This window comes from Vibrio sp. T13N, assembly GCF_032970445.1.
GTDB classification, from domain to species: Bacteria; Pseudomonadota; Gammaproteobacteria; order Enterobacterales; family Vibrionaceae; genus Vibrio; species Vibrio diabolicus.
In genome coordinates this window covers 426,442-444,381 of the sequence record NZ_JAWJYE010000003.1, presented here as the reverse complement: position 1 = coordinate 444,381, position 17,940 = coordinate 426,442, and the positions used below count along the sequence as shown (strand labels likewise).

The window sequence follows — 17,940 nt, the reverse complement described above, 5'->3', positions numbered from 1 at the left end:
CGTTTTTGGATACATTTGTTCAGTAAATTTTTTTAACGCGTACGCTTGGAAAGTGCGCGTGATTTCACAACAAAAAGCATAGGATTAACAATGCTGGATTCTAAATTACTTCGTACAGAGCTGGATGAAACAGCTGCTAAACTGGCGCGTCGTGGCTTTAAGCTAGACGTAGAGACTATTCGTAAACTTGAAGAACAACGTAAGTCCATTCAAGTAGAAGTAGAAAATTTACAATCCACGCGTAACTCCATCTCCAAGCAAATCGGCCAAAAAATGGCAGCTGGCGACAAAGAAGGCGCAGAAGAGATCAAGAAACAAATCGGTACTCTAGGTAGCGATCTTGATGCGAAGAAAGTTGAACTTGAGCAAGTAATGGCTCAACTAGACGAATTCACGCTTTCTGTACCAAACATCCCTGCTGATGAAGTGCCAGATGGTAAAGATGAAAACGACAACGTCGAAATCTCTCGTTGGGGTGAGCCTAAGACTTACGACTTCGAACTAAAAGACCATGTTGACTTAGGTGAAATGGGTGGCGGTCTAGACTTTGCAAGTGCAGTTAAGATCACTGGCGCACGTTTCATCGTGATGAAAGGCCAATTTGCTCGTCTACACCGTGCAATCGCTCAGTTCATGCTAGATCTTCACACAGAAGAACATGGCTACACTGAAATGTACGTACCTTACCTAGTAAACTCTGACAGCCTATTCGGTACTGGCCAGCTTCCTAAGTTCGGTAAAGACCTTTTCCACACAGAGCCTCTAGCGGAAAAAGTAAACGACGAAGAGCCACGTAAACTGTCTCTAATACCTACGGCAGAAGTACCTGTAACAAACCTAGTTCGTGACACGATTTCTGACGAAGCGGATCTACCAATCAAGATGACAGCTCACACGCCGTGTTTCCGTTCAGAAGCGGGTTCATACGGTCGTGATACTCGTGGTTTGATTCGTATGCACCAGTTCGACAAAGTTGAGCTAGTACAAATCACGAAGCCAGAAGATTCAATGAATGCGCTAGAAGAGCTAACAGGTCACGCTGAGAAAGTTCTACAACTTCTAGAGCTTCCTTACCGTAAAGTGGTTCTTTGTACAGGTGACATGGGCTTCGGCGCTCGTAAAACTTACGACCTAGAAGTTTGGGTTCCTGCTCAAGAAACTTACCGTGAAATCTCTTCATGTTCTAACATGTGGGACTTCCAAGCTCGTCGTATGCAAGCGCGTTTCCGTCGTAAAGGCGAGAAGAAACCTGAGCTTGTACACACGCTAAACGGTTCTGGTCTAGCAGTTGGTCGCACCATGGTTGCTATCCTAGAAAACAACCAAGAAGCAGATGGCCGTATTGCAATCCCTGCAGTACTTCAGAAGTACATGGGTGGCGCAACGCACATCGGTTAATTCATTAACCACTAGAACACCAAAACCCAGCTTCAGTGCTGGGTTTTTTGTTATTTGCGTCGAGTGAAAATACGTTGTTATGTAATTAGCACACGCAATAGTGAAGAGCTCGCCCAGAATCTGGCAGTACGAGACAAATGATATTTTTCTAAACGGTTTTTTCACGTGACAAGCTAATGGCATCATTTGCCCTTGTTGTTAAACGTTATGCCAGTAAATCATCTTTCATTGCTTATTATTTTTGCGCTTACTTTGCTCGTTAGTAAGAGTGTTATCGCAAGTGAACTTATTCAGCCTCAATACTTAGATAGTGAGCGAACCGATCGCTTTTTCGCGCGCGAAATAGCGCAACCTTCCAAAGAAAATATGCAACTTCGTAACTCACTCGATTGGGGCTATGAACTTGAATTGAAACGTGCATCTGATGAAGAAAAACTAGTATCTAATTGCCAAGACTTAGCTACGGCAAACTCTACGGGCTTTACTGCGGCAAAAGCCTATGAATACGGCGCGTTTAAAGCATATTTAACTCAGTGCCAAACATGGAGTGAGATGGCAAAGTTAGCTGCCTCTAAGCGTTCATTTATATCAGACTTTAAGTTAGACGATACCTTTCCTAATTTCGCTCCAAGTGCACTTGCTTTTGTTATTTCTGACGAAAGTGCAGAGAAAGCAAAGACACTATCAACGTGGGATGAAGCAGACCATATCCAAAGAACTCAGGTCATCAGTGAAGTCAGAGCAGAGTATTACGATTCGACTGATGGCTTTCAGGTTATTACCGTTACCGCAAAAGGTGATTACAACGCTGACGGCATCGAGGATATCGTTATTGAGAAAGAGAATAGTGTACTCAGTGGCTCGTATTCATCTTCACACGGATATGTATTAACCCGTATGTCTGAACAAGCGCTATTTACAGTGTTGGCTGAATGGTAATGAAACGATTGGCGGTCACTTTGGGTTTAAGTGTTGCGATGATGAGCACGTTTGCTGTTGCTAACACCTCGCCCAGAAAAGTCTTTGAATGCTCAGTGAACCAAACTATGAACTTTAGTATTTTTATAGAGCAAGGCAAAGGTGGGATTATCTTTAATGAGTCCATTGAGAATCAAAGCTCTGTTTTACAGCGGATAAAACCTCAAGATTATCGTGTTGAACATTATCATCGAGCGTTGGTAGATGAGAAGTCACTGGCATTTAGTATTGGTGAGCGCGTTATATTGGTCAGTGAGTACTTTAGCGAGGAGTTTGATGAGGTAGAGAAGGTACTCAGTGTTACTTTGAGAGAGCCTGAGCAAACGCAGTATTTTGAATGCGAGGAAGGGAGTATGAGTGACCTTGCATTGCTTTTTCATGAGAGTGCCGAATAATCGATTACAGAATAATTATTACCAAAACGTAATAGTGTTTTCGAATTTACCCTAATTATCTTGTTATTTGTAATCGACATAATCATCCACCTTACCACGGTAAGTAGATTTTCTCATTCAAGTAACGAGGAGGGCTTATGGCCGTAGGGTGGGCAAACGACGATAGCGTCAGCCAACAAATTCAAAACACAATAGACGACGAGATTTCTCGTGTTCGTGGCAGTATCACAGAGGGTGAGAGCGCCCATTACTGCGATGAGTGTGGTGATGAGATTCCGGAAGCGCGTCGTCTTGCAATGAAAGGCGTTCGTTTGTGTATCGAATGCCAGTCAACAATTGAATTGGCATCTCAACGCCAAGTATTATTCAATCGACGAGCGAGTAAAGACAGTCAACTTCGATAGCTTTACTGTTCTAATAAATAAAGAGATGGTTTGAGTCTCATACTCAAACCGTTTTCGTGTTGAATTGGACTATGAAGCGAAGCAATCTTTACGTTGCAACGCTGCATCAATCGCGTTAACTAGCTTCTCAATATCTTCCGGCTTGCTGATGAACGGCGGCATCATATAAATCAGTTTGCCAAATGGACGAATCCACACTCCGTGTTCAACAAACAAGGCTTGGATGGTTTCCATATTCACAGGGCGATGCGTCTCCACTACGCCAATAGCACCCAACCAACGGGTGTTTTTCACCAAGTCGTATTCTTCAAGTTTTGGTAGTAACTCAGAAAACAGCGTTTCAATTTGTTGGGTTTGTTGCTTCCAATCACCTTGCTCGATCAATTCCAAACTTGCAGTAGCTACAGCACAAGCGAGTGGATTCCCCATAAAGGTTGGACCGTGCATAAAACACCCAGCATCACCACCACAAACAGTATCCGCAACGTGTTTGCTCGCCAGGGTCGCAGAGAGGGTCATGTAGCCGCCAGTGAGTGCTTTCCCGACACACAAAATGTCTGGCTGGATATCTGCGTGTTCGCAAGCAAACAGTTTACCGGTACGCCCAAATCCGGTTGCGATTTCATCTGCAATCAATAACAAGCCGTATTTGTCGCAAAGCCTACGCACGCCTTTGAGAAATTCTGGATGATAGATACGCATGCCACCTGCGCCTTGAACGATAGGCTCTAGGATCACCGCAGCGAGTTCTTGATGATGTGTTTCAATCTTGTGCTCAAAGTCAGCAAGATCTTCAGATTTCCACTCATCCCAAAAGCCACAAGTTGGTGACTCCGCAAAGATATGCTCAGGCAAAAAGCCTTTGTAGAGAGAGTGCATTGAGTTATCAGGATCGGTAACCGACATAGCCGCAAAAGTGTCGCCGTGATAACCGTGTCGCAAAGTAAGAAACTTCGGTCGGCGTTCGCCTTTTGCATGCCAATATTGCAGTGCCATTTTTAAGCTGACTTCTACGGAAACGGAGCCTGAATCGGCAAGGAATACATGTTCAAGATTACTTGGTGCTAAGGACAGCAACTTCTTACACAAATTGATTGCTGGCTGATGGGTAATCCCGCCAAACATCACATGAGAGACCTGATCGATTTGCTGGTGAGCCGCTTGATTTAAGTGCGGATGATTATAGCCGTGGATTGTCGACCACCAAGAAGACATGCCATCGACAAGCTCAGTACCGTCTTCCAATTTAATGTGAACACCACTTGCTGATTCTACTGGGTAGCAGGTCAGAGGTGTTAATGTCGAAGTGTAAGGATGCCAGATATGCTGGCGGTCGAAGGCGAGATCCATGTGCGATTCCAATAATAATTAAGATTAAAAAATAAACAGGTGTAAACTTTGTTGTTTTGTGTTGTGTTGACAGTTTATCGAGACTCAGTAGACTGTCAACACAACAACAAAAGTGACTAAAGGAATACACGTGGAAGTTCGTCATAACTGGACGCATGCTGAAGTGCGCGATCTCATGGAAAAACCATTCATGGATCTCCTATTCGAAGCGCAGCTTGTACATCGTCAATATCAACAAACCAACCATGTTCAAGTAAGCACGCTTCTGTCGATTAAGACAGGTGCTTGTCCAGAAGATTGTAAGTACTGTCCTCAGAGTGCTCGTTACACCACAGACATCGAGAAAGAGCGTTTGATGGAAGTAGAACGCGTACTCGATGCTGCGCAAAAAGCCAAAAATGCTGGTTCTACTCGATTCTGTATGGGTGCAGCATGGAAAAACCCGAAAGAGCGTGACATGCCGCATTTGACCGACATGATCAAAGGCGTGAAGGGCATGGGTTTAGAAACGTGTATGACATTAGGCATGCTGACGCCAGATCAAGCAAAGCAATTGGCAACTGCTGGTCTGGATTACTACAACCACAACCTAGATACCTCACCTGAGTTTTACGGCAACATCATTACCACACGTACTTACCAAGACCGTTTAGACACTTTGTCTCACGTTCGTGATGCTGGCATGAAGATCTGTTCCGGTGGCATCATCGGCATGGGTGAAAGTGCTAACGACCGAGCAGGTTTGTTGGTTGAACTGGCTAATTTGCCAGTACATCCTGAAAGTGTGCCAATCAACATGCTGGTTAAGGTGAAGGGTACACCATTGGAAGAAGTGGACGACGTTGAGCCGTTCGACTTTATTCGTCTGATTGCAATAGCACGAATTATGATGCCCCAATCCGCAGTCCGTTTATCGGCTGGTCGTGAAAACATGAACGAACAAATGCAAGCGCTGTGTTTTATGGCGGGTGCAAACTCCGTCTTCTATGGTTGCAAACTTCTGACCACGCCAAACCCTTCTGAAGACAAAGACATGATGCTGTTCGACAAGCTCGGCATTAACAGCAAAGAGGTGTCTCAAAAACCTGATGAAATCGAAGAAAACGAGTTGCTGGATCGCGTCGTAGAGCGCGTTGCTGCTCGTCCGACAAAAGACGACCTTTTCTACGATGCCAGCGTTTAAATCTCGTATCGAGTCCGCCCTTGCCGATCGTAAAGCGCAGGGGCTGAATCGTTCGATGAATGTGGTGTTTTCCGGCAACCAATCGATTTTGGAATACGAAGGCAGACGCTACATCAACTTCTCAAGTAATGATTATTTAGGCTTGGCCAATGACCAAGCGCTCGTTCGTGCTTGGCAGCAAGGCTTGAGTGTATACGGCAGTGGCAGTGGTGCATCTCCAATGGTCACAGGTTTTAGTGCCGCGCACAGCAATTTAGAAGCGGCACTAACAGAATGGCTGAGTTACGACAGAGCAATTCTGTTTGGTTCTGGATTCAGTGCTAATCAAGCCTTGTTGTTCACCTTGTTAGAAAAATCAGACGTACTCATTCAAGACCGTTTGAACCATGCCTCGTTGATGGAAGCGGGGGCGTTGTCACCAGCTAAGATGAAGCGCTTCAAGCACAATGACATCGAGCACCTAAAGTCGCTGCTGAATAGCGAAGACAATCACTTAGTCGTGACTGAAGGGGTGTTTAGTATGGACGGGGATTGTGCACCACTTGCTGATATAGCTGACGTCACCGGTAATCATGATGCTTGGCTAGCTGTAGACGACGCTCATGGTATTGGCGTTCTCGGTCAATCCGGTGGCGGTTCTTGCGAGTTAGCAAAGGTTAAACCTGAGATACTGATCGTGACTTTCGGCAAAGCGTTTGGTATGTCTGGCGCGGCTATTTTATGTGACCACACAACGGGGGACTTTTTAACTCAGTTTGCTCGTCACCATGTGTATTCCACGGCGATGCCTCCGGCACAAGCCTATGCGCTCACGCATGCTGTCTCGATGGTTCAAGAGCAGTCTTGGCGACGTGAAAAGCTCACAGAGTTAAGTGAAGTGTATCGAGATAGCCTCAGCGACGTTGAGGGCTTTGTTGAGACTCAAACTTCGATTAAGCCGTTTGTGATTGGTGAATCTGATTTGGCTTTGCGAGTAGCAGGTGCTTGTCGCCAAAACGGTATTTGGGTTACTGCTATTCGTCCTCCAACAGTTCCGAAAGGGACGTCTCGTCTGCGAATCACACTCACTGCTAATCACACTAACGAACAAGTTAAAACGCTTTCAATGGCATTGAAGCAAGCATTAGGAACGCAGTAATGGATAATGCAGAGCAAATGAAGTTGGATTGCTTACTGCCTAATAAACAAGCGATCGCCGCTTCCTTTAGTAAGGCGGCTGACACATACGACAAACATGCCGCTTTCCAGCGTGATGTCGGCCATCGCTTACTAGACAAACTTCCGAATGACTTAACTCATCAACGTGTTTTGGATTTAGGATGTGGTACGGGCTATTTTTCTCAACTTCTTCAAGAGCGTGGCGCTGAAGTGTTTTGTGTGGACATCTCTCAAGAGATGTTAAGCAAAGCTATGGTGCGCTGTGGCCATGAACGAATGAATTATGTGCTAGCCGACGCAGAAAACTTGCCTTTCGACGATACAAGCTTCGACTACGTATTCTCTAGCTTGGCTTTGCAATGGTGTGCCGATTTAAGTTATCCCCTGAGAGAAGTTCGTCGTGTACTAAAAGCTAATGGGAAGGCGGCTTTTTCTACACTAGCTGAAGGGTCACTGTGCGAGTTGCGAGCATCATGGAAAAAAATTGATGCATATCAACACGTCAATAACTTTCTATCGCTCAATCAGGTAAAAATTGCGTTAGCGCAATCTCGATGTGACAACCATCAACTAGACTTGACCACCATCACAGTTTGGTACGACTCAGCATTTTCAGTTATGCGTGACCTCAAAGGTATAGGTGCAAATCACGTAAGCGGGCGCTCACATGGTTTAACCAGTCGAGAGACTTTGCTGCAAGTTGAGCATGAGTACCAAGCGTTTAAAAATGATCAAGGTCTTCTACCTGCAAGTTATCAGGTTTGTTTTGGAGTAATACATCTATGATTGATGCTTTTTTTATTGCTGGTACGGATACTGATGTAGGAAAAACGGTAGCGTCTAAAGCCATTTTGCAAGCGTTGGCAGCAAAAGGACTAAACACTATTGGTTATAAACCAGTGGCAGCAGGGAGTGATAAGACTGAAGCTGGATGGCGTAACTCTGACGCCTTACATTTACAAGCGGCCGCGACACTTGATGTCGCTTATGATGATGTGAATCCATACGCTTTAGAATTGCCAGCTTCTCCTCACATCGCGGCAAAACATGAACATGTCGAAATAAAATACGAACTCCTCAGTGAAAAGCTGGCTCAACACAAGCAGCAAGCTGATGTCGTTCTCGTTGAGGGCGCTGGTGGTTGGCGTGTGCCTGTGTCAGATACCGACTGTTTATCTACTTGGGTACAAGCAGAGCAGTTACCCGTGGTCTTGGTGGTTGGTATTAAATTAGGTTGTTTGAGCCATGCTTTACTCACGGCTGAGAGTATTAAAGCGGATGGCTTGAATCTTGTTGGTTGGGTGGCAAACCGAGTTAACCCTGGCACCGAGCACTATGCTGATATTATCGAGATGCTTGAAGCGCGTATCGGTGCGCCTAAGCTTGGCGAAATCCCATACATTCCAAGTGCTAAGCGCAAAGAGCTAGGCAAGTACATTAATGTCGAGCCTTTGCTAAATACTGACTGATTGTGTTTAAAATACTAAAAACCAAAGGGCTGCGTAATGCAGCCCTTTTTTATTGGTGTAATCTATAACATCAGATTACTTATCTTGGCTAAGCCCCATCAATGCTTGCTGAGTTTCTGCAACACGCTGAGACATATGATGATCGGTTGAAATACCAAGTTGTTGCTTCGCCTCATCCTCTGAGATGCCTAGATGACAACGTAGTAAATCAATAGCCATTTGATAGTCGTTAGTTTCTACCATGGTTTTTCCCTCAATACATGGAAGTTTTGAGCTTACCTAATGTACCTTTTTAATGTACTTAGAGTGGCTCTGTTTTGTTCATCTCATTTGAATCTAGCATGTCCATGTCGCCGCACAATAAGACCAAAGTCTATAGCGGGGCTAACATACTGTTTTTGGTCTAGTAAAATATTTCTAGCTAAGTTGCCTAGAGGTGATAGATTTAACATCAAGGTCATCCATTGATAGATGAGGTGCGATTCAAAGTACTTTTCATTACGGAAAGGAATGAATATGAATGGAGTAATGGCTTTTATCAGAACGTGCCTAGAAATCGCTTGAACATAATCTTTCAGTCTCGAAAACAAATGTTGCAATTTATTGCTTAACCTTGTTTTTATCGCGGATAGACTATATCTATAACGCACGGAGCATGAAACTTAGCGGAATTGGCTTTTACAGCGATTACCACCTGTTCCTTATAACAATCCGTTTTAAAAAAACGATAAGCTTCCTCGGAGAAAAGTAATGAAGCGAATTATGTTATTCCTAGCAACTAACCTAGCTGTCGTGCTAGTACTTAGTGTTGTTCTGAATATTGTTTACGCTACCACTGGAATGCAACCTGGCAGTCTTTCTGGTTTGCTAGTTATGGCCGCCATATTTGGTTTTGGTGGTGCACTTATTTCGTTGATGATGTCAAAGGGCATGGCACTGCGCTCGGTTGGCGGTATGGTCATTGAAAGTCCGCGTAACGAAACTGAGCATTGGTTAGTCGAAACTGTGGGTCGTCAAGCTCAGCAAGCGGGTATTGGTATGCCAACGGTGGCTATTTATGACTCACCAGATATCAATGCATTCGCGACGGGGGCAAAGCGAGATGACTCTCTTGTCGCGGTTTCCACTGGCCTTTTACACAATATGACTCGTGATGAAGCAGAAGCGGTACTGGCCCACGAAGTGAGTCATATTGCAAATGGTGACATGGTCACGATGACATTGATGCAAGGCGTTGTGAACACGTTTGTTATCTTCCTATCCCGTTTTATCGCCAATATTGTGGCATCGAACGATGATGAAGAAGGTCAAGGTACAAACATGATGGTTTACTTCGGTGTATCTATGGTGCTTGAGCTAGTGTTTGGTTTCTTGGCAAGCTTTATTACCATGTGGTACAGCCGTCATCGCGAATTCCATGCCGACGCAGGTGCTGCTCACTTAGTTGGTAAAGAGAAAATGATCGCGGCATTGGAACGTTTGAAGATGAGTCACGAATCTCAACTTGATGGCACAATGATGGCGTTCGGTATCAATGGCAAGCAGTCATTGACTGAGCTACTGATGAGCCACCCTCCGCTAGATAAACGTATTGCAGCGTTACGTAGTCAGCAATACTAGTTGTAAAAAACTGACAGCGCACACGAAAGTAATCGTTAATTTCCTGAAAAGGCTTGGTTTTGACCAAGCTTTTTTTTTGATCGATTGATCGCTTGCGAGATCCATCACGTATCTACCTACAGAAACAAAGTTRTACAAAATTATTTTTGTACAACTTTTAAAGAATGAACTATCTTGTACATATAATAATTTTGTACAACTTGATGGGCATGTAGGAGTAAACACATGGACATACAGTCTGTTGGCAATATCTATCAAAAGCTGAATAAAGCGAACTTACATCTGCTTAAAGACGTATATCACCAAGATGTCGTCTTTGAAGATGCTGCTCATCGTTTAGAGGGGTGGCCTGCACTTTCAGATTACTTCACATCATTATATGCCAACGTCATAAGCTGTGACTTTGTTATCCACGAACATCAACAAATCGGAGATACTGGTTTCCTAACGTGGACCATGGATCTTCAGCATCCCAAACTTCAAAAAGGTGCACCTATTCTCGTTAATGGTGTGTCGCATCTTAAGTTCAGCGAAGGCCAAGTTATTTATCACCGAGATTACTTTGATCTCGGAGAAATGCTTTACGAAAACTTACCTTTACTTGGCTCAGTCGTAAAAACCATCAAGCAGAGGTTAGGGCAATGAACAATACTATCTTAATCACTGGCGCTACCTCCGGAATAGGGAAGCAACTGGCTTTAGATTACGCGAACTCTGATTGGAGCGTTATTGCTTGTGGGCGAAACAAAGACGTTCTTGCTGAATTGGGGGCTGCTTCTTCTAATATCCATACATTGCAGTTTGACGTAACAAACCATGAACAAACTCAGCAGGCGCTGTCCAGTTTGCCTTTCACGCCGAGTACCTGGGTTTTTAATGCAGGGGATTGTGAGTATATGGACAACGGTGTGGTTGACGCGAAACTCATGGCGCGTGTGATGAATGTAAACGTCGTTGGTGTTGCCAACTGCGTAGAAGGTTGCCAACCACACTTAGATAAAGGGCATCGCATCGTTATTGTGGGTTCTATTGCTTCAGAAGTCGCGTTGCCAAGGGCTGAAGCCTACGGCGCTTCTAAGGCCGCTGTGAGCTACTTTGCTCGCACATTAGCTGTTGATTTGAAGAAGAAGGGCATTCAAGTGGTGACCGTGTTCCCAGGCTTTGTTGAAACCCCGTTAACTGACAAAAATGACTTCGAAATGCCGATGATTATTTCTACGCAGCAAGCCTCGAACTCTATCAGAAAACAGTTGGCTGCCAACAAGACTCACATCTATTTCCCCGCGAGGTTTACCAGTATTTTACGTTTTATCTCGTTACTTCCATACAGTTGGCAAGCTCGCCTAACTGCTAAACTCGTGTCATAAGAAGGAATAAAAATGAAAACAGCAGGAAGAAAGAAGATAGCGATTGTGGGGACCGGAATTTCTGGCCTTACGTGTGGTTACTATCTACATAAAGAGCACGATGTCACCGTATTTGAAGCTAACGATTACATTGGCGGGCACACCGCGACGGTGGATGTAAAACTCGATGGTAAAGAATATGCGATTGATACGGGCTTTATCGTTTACAACGATCGCACTTATCCTAATTTCATCAAAATGATGAACGAGATTGGTGTCGAAGGATTGCCAACCCAGATGAGCTTCAGTGTAAGAAACGACGGCAATGGTTTGGAATATAACGGTCACACCGTGTCGACATTATTTGCACAAAAGCGCAATTGGGTAAATCCTAAGTTCTATCGTTTTATCTTCGAGATCCTTCGTTTCAACAAACTTGCCAAAAGCGTCGCTAGCAAACCATCGAGTCATTCTCAGACGCTAGGTGAGTTTCTTGATGAGCACAACTTCAGTACTTTCTTTTCAGATAACTACATTTTGCCGATGGGCGCTGCAATTTGGTCTTCGACTTTAGCAGACATGCGCGCATTTCCGCTGATGTTTTTCCTTCGCTTTTTCTTAAATCACGGATTGCTTGATGTCACTAACAGACCGCAATGGTATGTAATTAAAGGTGGCTCTCGTGAGTACATTCCACCTTTGACTCAAGGTTTTATCGATAAAATTCGACTCAATAGTCCGGTAGAAAAAGTGCTCCGTAGTGAGAATGGTGTGGGTTTAAAAGTTAACGGTGAAATGCACTGGTTTGATGATGTCATCTTTGCTTGTCACAGTGATCAAGCGATGAACATGTTAGGTGACATTAGCCCAGTCGAGCAAGAGGTGCTGGGTAATATGGCTTATCAAGCGAATGAAGTGGTGCTTCACACTGATACGAGTGTACTTCCAAAGCGTAAAGCGGCGTGGGCTTCGTGGAACTACCTACTGGAGGGCAGTGAAGACGAACAGCAACGTCTCCCTTCGCTTACTTACAACATGAATATTCTCCAACATGTTCAATCTGAGCACACATTCTGTGTCACGCTAAATAGCACTGAGCAGATCGAACCGAGCAAAGTATTACGGACGTTTACCTATCACCATCCAGTTTTCTCCACCGACTCTATCGCTGCACAGCAACGTAAAGAAGAGGTGCAAGGGCTGAACAATACTTGGTTCTGCGGCGCTTATTGGTACAACGGTTTCCATGAGGATGGCGTTCGCAGTGCGTTGGACGTAGTGAAAGGGCTTGAAGAGAAATATCGCGTTCAAACGGCTGTCAACTTAGAAAAAGGTGCTGCGTGATATGGATAGCCAAATGAACAGCCAGTTGTTTGTTGGCAACGTTCGACATCGCAGGTTCACGCCGATAAAACATGAATTGAACTACTCATTGTTTATGCCAGCTATTGACGTCGATGAGCTAAAAAAACTAGAGGAAAAAGTTTGGGGATTTGGCTCTCGTTGGTGGCATTGGGCACGCTTTAAACGCAGTGACTATGTTGGTGAGGGCTGTTTAAAGGTGGCCGTACACGACAAAATTGAAGAGTTAACAGGTGTTCGTTGTACCGGCAAAGTCATCGCTGTTTGTCATTTGCGCTATTTAGGACTTTATTTTAGTCCGGTGAATTTCTACTACGTTTATAACAAAGAAGGGGAATGGAAATACCTCTTAGCTGAAGTCAGCAATACACCTTGGAACGAGCGTCATTACTACGCAGTCGCTGCTGAGCAAAACGATGAAAACTTTGGATGGGAACAAGAGAAAGCCTTTCATGTTTCTCCGTTTAATCCAATTGACCAACAGTATCATTGGAAGATTAAACCACTGACGGACAAGTTAAGGATTCATCTTGAATGCCACACAAGCGAAAAGCACTTTGATGCGACGATGACAATGAAAGCTCAAGTGTTTTCGAGCAAAAGCCTATTGAAGTGTTTGATCGTTACGCCAATACAGACGGTAAAAGTAATGGTTGGTATTTATTGGCACGCATTAAAACTTTGGGTGAAAGGCGCGCCTTTTTATTCTCATCCTAAATATTCAACACACGACGAAATAGAAGCCGACACTAAAAAAACAGACAAAAAAAATAAAAAGCACAAGGAGAATTCTGCATGTTAAATACCAGTTCTATGACATTGCCGCGCAAATTGACGACAACACAAAAGGCGGCTCGCGGAGTTATTTTTCAATGTCTGCAAAAAATGGAAATCGGCTGCTTAACTGTTATTGAAAGCTTTAAGACGGAAACGAAAGAAAGAAGCGAGCGCTTTAATGCGCCCAACGGTGAATACAGCGGTCAGCCTGTTGTGGCGACGATTGAGGTAAAGCATCCTGGCTTTTACTCGCGAATCTTGCAAGGTGGCAGCATTGCAGCGGGTGAGGCTTATATGGATGGTTGGTGGGACAGCCCGGATCTAACCTCGTTAATGAAACTTATGGCTCTCAATATGCGCGCGCTAGATAAACTTGAAGAGAAAGGAAGTTGGCTGACTAAAATACTGTACAAGTTCAGTCATTGGACCAACCGCAATTCTCAAGAGAACTCTCGTAAAAACATTCATGCGCATTACGACTTGGGCAACAATTTGTACGAGTCATTTTTAGACGACAACATGCTGTACTCATCGGCCTTATATGCGCAACACAACGACACTTTGGAACAAGCGCAAATCAACAAAATGGATCGTTTGTGCCAGCAACTTGAGCTTCAACCATCCGATCGAGTGATTGAGATCGGTACAGGGTGGGGGGCTATGGCCATTTACATGGCAGAGCAATATGGTTGTCATGTAACGACAACGACGATTTCTGAAGAGCAGCATGCTTACGCTGAACAAAAAATTAGAGAGCGAAATTTGGGCGACAAGATCACTCTATTAAAACAAGACTATCGAGACCTTTCGGGTCACTACGATAAGTTAGTCTCGATAGAAATGATCGAAGCGGTTGGAAAACAATTTTTGCCTTCCTACATCAAGCAATGCCAATCATTACTCAAGCCGGGTGGTTTAATGGCAATTCAAGCCATCACTATCGCTGACCAGCGTTATGATTACTACAGTAACAACGTTGACTTTATCCAGAAATACATCTTTCCAGGTGGGTTCTTACCTTCGGTTACATCTTTAACTCAAGCTGCGACCAAATACAGTGACTTGGTGGTGAGAGACTTATTTGATATTGGTCTGGACTATGCGAAAACCTTGAGCGAGTGGCACTCTAGATTTAATCAAGCTGAAGATCACGTACGCTCTCTCGGTTATGACGACCGCTTTGTCCGCATGTGGCGCTACTACCTTAGTTATTGTGAAGGTGGGTTTTTAGCTCGAAGTATCAGTGCCGTTCACATGACATTCCAGCGACCTTAAACCGTTATGAAGTTGCTGATTGCCTCTACATGGTTCCAGCTCTGTTGGTTCTCTGCAGTGCTTGGGACCTATCAATGGCAGTGGCTAACACTGATCTTAACATTTATTACTCTTGTCTATTGTTGGAGGACGGACGCTTCTGCCTTGAAGCACATCGCGAGTATCGTTTTGGCGGGTGTAGTGCTCGATACGCTCAATCAACAGTTTTCTGTTTTTGTCTTTCCAACACAATGGTTACCCATTTGGTTGTTGTGCCTTTGGGTTCTGTTCTCTTGGTATGCCTATCAGCTCAAGCCTGTTTTGTACCGTTTCCCAAAAATCTACGTATCAATTATAGGTGGCGTTGGAGGAACCGTCAGTTACTACGCCGGTTACAAGCTCCAAGTCGTTGAATATGGATTTAATACCAGCGTTACGTTGGTCATTCTATTTGCTGAATGGTTTGCCATGACGCTTTTAATACTCAAGGTATACGGATATGAAAAGCTTGAAGAGAGATTTAACCCAGAGGCTGATTAAGGTAGTTGCTTCTCTAGTAGTTATGGGCTCCTTTGCTCTACAAGCTCAGCCAGTTGGAAACAGTGAAAACGCAGATAAGATGTCGAGTTGGAAGGGGTGGAAAACCGTCGGTGAGGCACAATTCACATGGTTCATCTTCGATATATATCAGTCTCGACTAAGCGCACCTGATGGAAAGTTCATTGTAAATGGCGATGTATCACCACACCCTCTGGCATTGGAGATTAACTATCAAAGAGACATCAGCAAGCAGCAGTTGCTTGATGTAACTGATGAGCAATGGGCAAAACTTGGTTTTACTGAACCATATCGAAAAAGTTGGATCAGTGAACTAAACCGTATGTTCCCTGATATAAAAAAAGGCGATGAGCTTACTTACTTAACCGATGGTAAAACTGGTCAGCTTCTTTACCGACAAGCTGGCATTGCACAAATCAAGACAGTCGGCTTCGTTCAAGATGAGCGAATGAACGATGCGTTTTTGTCTATATGGTTGTCACCTAATACAGAGTTCCCGAAACTTCGAAAACAATTAATAGGGCAGGTTAGATAGTGCTTAAACTAATTTTAAAATCAGTCGCCTTGGCCGCTGCGGCCTTACTTTCAGCATGCTCAGCAGATATCGATAATTATCAATCTTCTACACCGACTTTTGATTTATTCGGCTATTTTGAGGGCGATACAAAGGCGTGGGGGATGGTCCAAGATTACACTGAACAACAAACTCGTCGTTTTGAAGTCGACATAGTGGGTACTGTGGAAGGTAACACGTTGACGCTGGTGGAAGACTTTGTGTTTGATGATGGAGAGGTTGACCAGCGAATTTGGGTTATTACCAAATTAGAAGATGGACGCTATGAAGGTAAAGCAGAGGATATTATTGGTGTAGCAACAGGGGCTGAGCAAGGCAATGCGTTGCAGTGGCGGTATGACTTTGAGTTGCAAATGGATGACTCAACAGTAACGGTCGCTTTTGATGATTGGCTTTATCGTCAGGACGAGAAGCATGTTTTCAACCTCACCAAAATTAAAAAGTTTGGTATAGAGGTCGGGACAATAACCTTATTCTTCCAAAAACAGCCATAATAGTTGAGGGATTTATCCTCTTGCATTACTACCAAATAACCGAAATTATTTCTTCCTAACTAAAAAGGTTGACGCTTTCACGTCAACCTTTTCAATTGCAGATAATCAAGGTGTGATTACAGCTTATCTGTCAGCTCAACCGCTTGACCAATGTAGTTCGCTGGCGTCATCTCTTTTAGACGTGCTTTCTCGTGCTCAGGGAGCTCAAGACCGTCAATGAAGTTGCGCATTGCTTCGCCGTCTACACGCTTACCACGAGTTAGCTCTTTTAGCTTCTCGTATGGCTTTTCGATACCGTAGCGACGCATTACTGTTTGTACTGGCTCAGCGAGTACTTCCCAGTTTTTATCTAGTTCAGCAAGAAGCGCTTCACGGTTTACTTCTAGCTTGCTGATACCTTTTAGCGTAGAAGTGTAAGCGATGATTGCGTAGCCAACACCAACACCAAGGTTACGTAGAACCGTTGAATCAGTTAGGTCACGTTGCCAACGAGAGATAGGCAGCTTTTGTGCTAGGTGGCCGAATACTGCGTTCGCAAGACCTAGGTTACCTTCAGAGTTTTCAAAGTCGATTGGGTTAACTTTGTGCGGCATTGTTGAAGAACCGATCTCACCAGCAATGGTTTTTTGCTTGAAGTGGCCTAATGCAATGTAACCCCAAACGTCACGATCGAAGTCAATCAGGATAGTGTTGAAACGAGCGATAGCGTCGAACAGCTCAGCGATGTAATCATGCGGCTCGATTTGTGTTGTGTAAGGGTTCCAAGTTACGCCTAGAGACTCTGTAATGAATTCTTCAGAGAACTTGTGCCAATCTAGCTCTGGGTAAGCAGAAAGGTGTGCGTTGTAGTTACCTACTGCACCGTTGATTTTCGCTAGGATCTCAACGTTTTCGATTTGCTTGAATTGACGCTCCATACGGTACGCCACGTTTGCCATTTCTTTACCCATTGTAGATGGAGAAGCAGGCTGGCCGTGTGTACGAGATAGAAGAGGAATGTCGCGGTATTCAACTGCGAGTGCTTTGATAGCGTCAATTAGGTTACGGATTTCTGGAAGAATCACTTGCTCACGTGCTTCTTTTAGCATTAACGCATGAGAGGTGTTATTGATGTCTTCAGAAGTACATGCAAAGTGGAAGAACTCATTAACAGCGTGCAGTTCAGGAACGTCTGCTACTTTCTCTTTTAAGAAGTACTCAACCGCTTTAACGTCGTGGTTAGTTGTACGCTCGATTTCTTTAATACGGCGTGCATCTTCTTCAGAGAAGTTAGCAGCAAGGTCGTCTAGGAATTGGTTAGCTTCTGCGCTGAATGCTGGCACTTCTGCAATTTCAGCAGTAGCCGCTAGCTTCTGTAGCCAACGAATTTCTACGATAGTACGGTATTTTAGTAGACCGTACTCGCTGAAAATTTCGCGTAACGCAATCGTCTTACTTCCGTAACGGCCGTCTACTGGTGAAACAGCAGTCAATGCTGACAGTTCCATGATGTTCTCCTGAATTGGGTTTCTAAATTTCGTGAGCGTTATACCAATAACTGTGGCAATTGTCACGAATATTGCGCAAACGTTTGCGCGGGATTTGTTTTATTCGAAAAAAAGTAGCTCGCGATAAACGCGA

At 44.2% G+C, this 17,940-nt stretch carries 20 protein-coding genes; 17 read left to right on the top strand and 3 right to left on the bottom strand.

The features are described 5' to 3' along the window. Window positions 1-90 precede the first annotated feature (90 nt). The 4 genes from serS (at window position 91) to R2S67_RS07420 (ending at window position 3,175) form a co-directional block, all read left to right on the top strand. Complete coding sequence (gene serS, locus R2S67_RS07435) at window positions 91-1,398, top strand: serine--tRNA ligase (protein ID WP_053807197.1); 1,308 nt, start codon at window positions 91-93, stop codon at window positions 1,396-1,398. Window positions 1,399-1,605: 207 nt separating this feature from the next. Beyond that, window positions 1,606-2,337 (top strand): ATPase, encoded by a 732-nt coding sequence (locus R2S67_RS07430; protein ID WP_237311856.1) that lies wholly within the window; start codon window positions 1,606-1,608, stop codon window positions 2,335-2,337. Continuing rightward, complete coding sequence (locus R2S67_RS07425) at window positions 2,331-2,771, top strand: hypothetical protein (RefSeq protein ID WP_317343015.1); 441 nt, start codon at window positions 2,331-2,333, stop codon at window positions 2,769-2,771. Before R2S67_RS07430 ends, R2S67_RS07425 begins: the two co-directional genes overlap by 7 nt. Before the next feature lie 137 nt (window positions 2,772-2,908). Continuing rightward, window positions 2,909-3,175, top strand: a complete 267-nt coding sequence (locus R2S67_RS07420) for a DksA/TraR family C4-type zinc finger protein (RefSeq protein WP_167426729.1) — start codon at window positions 2,909-2,911, stop codon at window positions 3,173-3,175. Between the two features lie 69 nt (window positions 3,176-3,244). On the opposite strand, the gene bioA is transcribed toward R2S67_RS07420, so the two are convergent. Then, window positions 3,245-4,525 carry an adenosylmethionine--8-amino-7-oxononanoate transaminase gene (bioA, locus tag R2S67_RS07415; protein WP_104969264.1) on the bottom strand — a complete coding sequence of 427 codons (1,281 nt, stop codon included), beginning with the start codon at window positions 4,523-4,525 and terminating at the stop codon, window positions 3,245-3,247. A 130-nt stretch (window positions 4,526-4,655) separates the two neighbouring features. On the opposite strand from bioA, the gene bioB reads away from it, so the two are divergent. Genes bioB through bioD form a run of 4 tightly spaced genes read left to right on the top strand, consistent with a single transcriptional unit; the run spans window position 4,656 to window position 8,335 of the window. Beyond that, complete coding sequence (bioB, locus tag R2S67_RS07410; RefSeq protein WP_317343014.1) at window positions 4,656-5,708, top strand: biotin synthase BioB; 1,053 nt, start codon at window positions 4,656-4,658, stop codon at window positions 5,706-5,708. After that, window positions 5,695-6,846 (top strand): 8-amino-7-oxononanoate synthase, encoded by a 1,152-nt coding sequence (bioF, locus tag R2S67_RS07405; RefSeq protein WP_317343013.1) that lies wholly within the window; start codon window positions 5,695-5,697, stop codon window positions 6,844-6,846. Before bioB ends, bioF begins: the two co-directional genes overlap by 14 nt. Further along, a complete protein-coding gene (gene bioC / locus R2S67_RS07400; protein ID WP_152812426.1) occupies window positions 6,846-7,652 on the top strand; it encodes a malonyl-ACP O-methyltransferase BioC in 807 nt (268 codons plus the stop codon). The genes bioF and bioC overlap by 1 nt, the downstream gene beginning before the upstream one ends. Beyond that, window positions 7,649-8,335 (top strand): dethiobiotin synthase, encoded by a 687-nt coding sequence (gene bioD, locus R2S67_RS07395; RefSeq protein WP_005390831.1) that lies wholly within the window; start codon window positions 7,649-7,651, stop codon window positions 8,333-8,335. Before bioC ends, bioD begins: the two co-directional genes overlap by 4 nt. 75 nt (window positions 8,336-8,410) lie before the next feature. Here the strand turns inward: bioD and R2S67_RS07390 are convergent, their stop codons facing one another. Then, window positions 8,411-8,578, bottom strand: a complete 168-nt coding sequence (locus R2S67_RS07390) for a hypothetical protein (protein WP_005378215.1) — start codon at window positions 8,576-8,578, stop codon at window positions 8,411-8,413. A gap of 507 nt (window positions 8,579-9,085) precedes the next feature. Between R2S67_RS07390 and htpX the strand changes: the two genes are divergently transcribed. From htpX to R2S67_RS07345, 9 genes are all read left to right on the top strand, one after another. Next, complete coding sequence (htpX, locus tag R2S67_RS07385) at window positions 9,086-9,955, top strand: protease HtpX (RefSeq protein ID WP_005390832.1); 870 nt, start codon at window positions 9,086-9,088, stop codon at window positions 9,953-9,955. A 225-nt stretch (window positions 9,956-10,180) separates the two neighbouring features. Next, complete coding sequence (locus R2S67_RS07380) at window positions 10,181-10,600, top strand: nuclear transport factor 2 family protein (RefSeq protein WP_225461546.1); 420 nt, start codon at window positions 10,181-10,183, stop codon at window positions 10,598-10,600. Then, the gene (locus R2S67_RS07375; RefSeq protein ID WP_046874765.1) at window positions 10,597-11,322 is read left to right on the top strand and encodes an SDR family oxidoreductase; all 726 of its coding nucleotides are present in this window, start codon (window positions 10,597-10,599) and stop codon (window positions 11,320-11,322) included. Before R2S67_RS07380 ends, R2S67_RS07375 begins: the two co-directional genes overlap by 4 nt. Window positions 11,323-11,334: 12 nt before the next feature. After that, window positions 11,335-12,645, top strand: a complete 1,311-nt coding sequence (locus R2S67_RS07370; protein WP_124008706.1) for an NAD(P)/FAD-dependent oxidoreductase — start codon at window positions 11,335-11,337, stop codon at window positions 12,643-12,645. Window position 12,646: 1 nt separating this feature from the next. Continuing rightward, the gene (locus tag R2S67_RS07365) at window positions 12,647-13,465 is read left to right on the top strand and encodes a DUF1365 domain-containing protein (protein ID WP_046874767.1); all 819 of its coding nucleotides are present in this window, start codon (window positions 12,647-12,649) and stop codon (window positions 13,463-13,465) included. Next, window positions 13,459-14,715, top strand: a complete 1,257-nt coding sequence (locus R2S67_RS07360) for a cyclopropane-fatty-acyl-phospholipid synthase family protein (protein WP_317343011.1) — start codon at window positions 13,459-13,461, stop codon at window positions 14,713-14,715. The genes R2S67_RS07365 and R2S67_RS07360 overlap by 7 nt, the downstream gene beginning before the upstream one ends. A 6-nt stretch (window positions 14,716-14,721) precedes the next feature. Next, window positions 14,722-15,234 carry a DUF2878 domain-containing protein gene (locus R2S67_RS07355; protein ID WP_317343009.1) on the top strand — a complete coding sequence of 171 codons (513 nt, stop codon included), beginning with the start codon at window positions 14,722-14,724 and terminating at the stop codon, window positions 15,232-15,234. Then, entirely contained in the window at window positions 15,194-15,787 is a 594-nt protein-coding gene (locus R2S67_RS07350) for a hypothetical protein (RefSeq protein WP_317343007.1), read from the top strand. Before R2S67_RS07355 ends, R2S67_RS07350 begins: the two co-directional genes overlap by 41 nt. Continuing rightward, on the top strand, window positions 15,787-16,320 hold the full coding sequence (locus R2S67_RS07345; protein WP_374043052.1) for a DUF3833 domain-containing protein: 534 nt from the start codon (window positions 15,787-15,789) through the stop codon (window positions 16,318-16,320). The genes R2S67_RS07350 and R2S67_RS07345 overlap by 1 nt, the downstream gene beginning before the upstream one ends. A gap of 116 nt (window positions 16,321-16,436) precedes the next feature. Here R2S67_RS07345 and purB read toward each other — a convergent pair whose 3' ends face one another. Further along, complete coding sequence (gene purB, locus R2S67_RS07340; protein ID WP_005390853.1) at window positions 16,437-17,807, bottom strand: adenylosuccinate lyase; 1,371 nt, start codon at window positions 17,805-17,807, stop codon at window positions 16,437-16,439. Window positions 17,808-17,940 lie beyond the last annotated feature (133 nt).

Excerpts from the sequence above, each read along its gene's own strand:
- serS (WP_053807197.1), top strand. The coding sequence starts at position 91 with ATGCTGGATTCTAAATTACTTCGTACAGAGCTGGATGAAACAGCTGCT.
- R2S67_RS07430 (WP_237311856.1), top strand. The coding sequence starts at position 1,606 with ATGCCAGTAAATCATCTTTCATTGCTTATTATTTTTGCGCTTACTTTG.
- R2S67_RS07425 (WP_317343015.1), top strand. The coding sequence starts at position 2,331 with ATGGTAATGAAACGATTGGCGGTCACTTTGGGTTTAAGTGTTGCGATG.
- R2S67_RS07420 (WP_167426729.1), top strand. The coding sequence starts at position 2,909 with ATGGCCGTAGGGTGGGCAAACGACGATAGCGTCAGCCAACAAATTCAA.
- bioA (WP_104969264.1), bottom strand. The coding sequence starts at position 4,525 with ATGGATCTCGCCTTCGACCGCCAGCATATCTGGCATCCTTACACTTCG.
- bioF (WP_317343013.1), top strand. The coding sequence starts at position 5,695 with ATGCCAGCGTTTAAATCTCGTATCGAGTCCGCCCTTGCCGATCGTAAA.
- bioC (WP_152812426.1), top strand. The coding sequence starts at position 6,846 with ATGGATAATGCAGAGCAAATGAAGTTGGATTGCTTACTGCCTAATAAA.
- bioD (WP_005390831.1), top strand. The coding sequence starts at position 7,649 with ATGATTGATGCTTTTTTTATTGCTGGTACGGATACTGATGTAGGAAAA.
- R2S67_RS07390 (WP_005378215.1), bottom strand. The coding sequence starts at position 8,578 with ATGGTAGAAACTAACGACTATCAAATGGCTATTGATTTACTACGTTGT.
- htpX (WP_005390832.1), top strand. The coding sequence starts at position 9,086 with ATGAAGCGAATTATGTTATTCCTAGCAACTAACCTAGCTGTCGTGCTA.
- R2S67_RS07380 (WP_225461546.1), top strand. The coding sequence starts at position 10,181 with ATGGACATACAGTCTGTTGGCAATATCTATCAAAAGCTGAATAAAGCG.
- R2S67_RS07375 (WP_046874765.1), top strand. The coding sequence starts at position 10,597 with ATGAACAATACTATCTTAATCACTGGCGCTACCTCCGGAATAGGGAAG.
- R2S67_RS07370 (WP_124008706.1), top strand. The coding sequence starts at position 11,335 with ATGAAAACAGCAGGAAGAAAGAAGATAGCGATTGTGGGGACCGGAATT.
- R2S67_RS07365 (WP_046874767.1), top strand. The coding sequence starts at position 12,647 with ATGGATAGCCAAATGAACAGCCAGTTGTTTGTTGGCAACGTTCGACAT.
- R2S67_RS07360 (WP_317343011.1), top strand. The coding sequence starts at position 13,459 with ATGTTAAATACCAGTTCTATGACATTGCCGCGCAAATTGACGACAACA.
- R2S67_RS07355 (WP_317343009.1), top strand. The coding sequence starts at position 14,722 with ATGAAGTTGCTGATTGCCTCTACATGGTTCCAGCTCTGTTGGTTCTCT.
- R2S67_RS07350 (WP_317343007.1), top strand. The coding sequence starts at position 15,194 with ATGAAAAGCTTGAAGAGAGATTTAACCCAGAGGCTGATTAAGGTAGTT.
- purB (WP_005390853.1), bottom strand. The coding sequence starts at position 17,807 with ATGGAACTGTCAGCATTGACTGCTGTTTCACCAGTAGACGGCCGTTAC.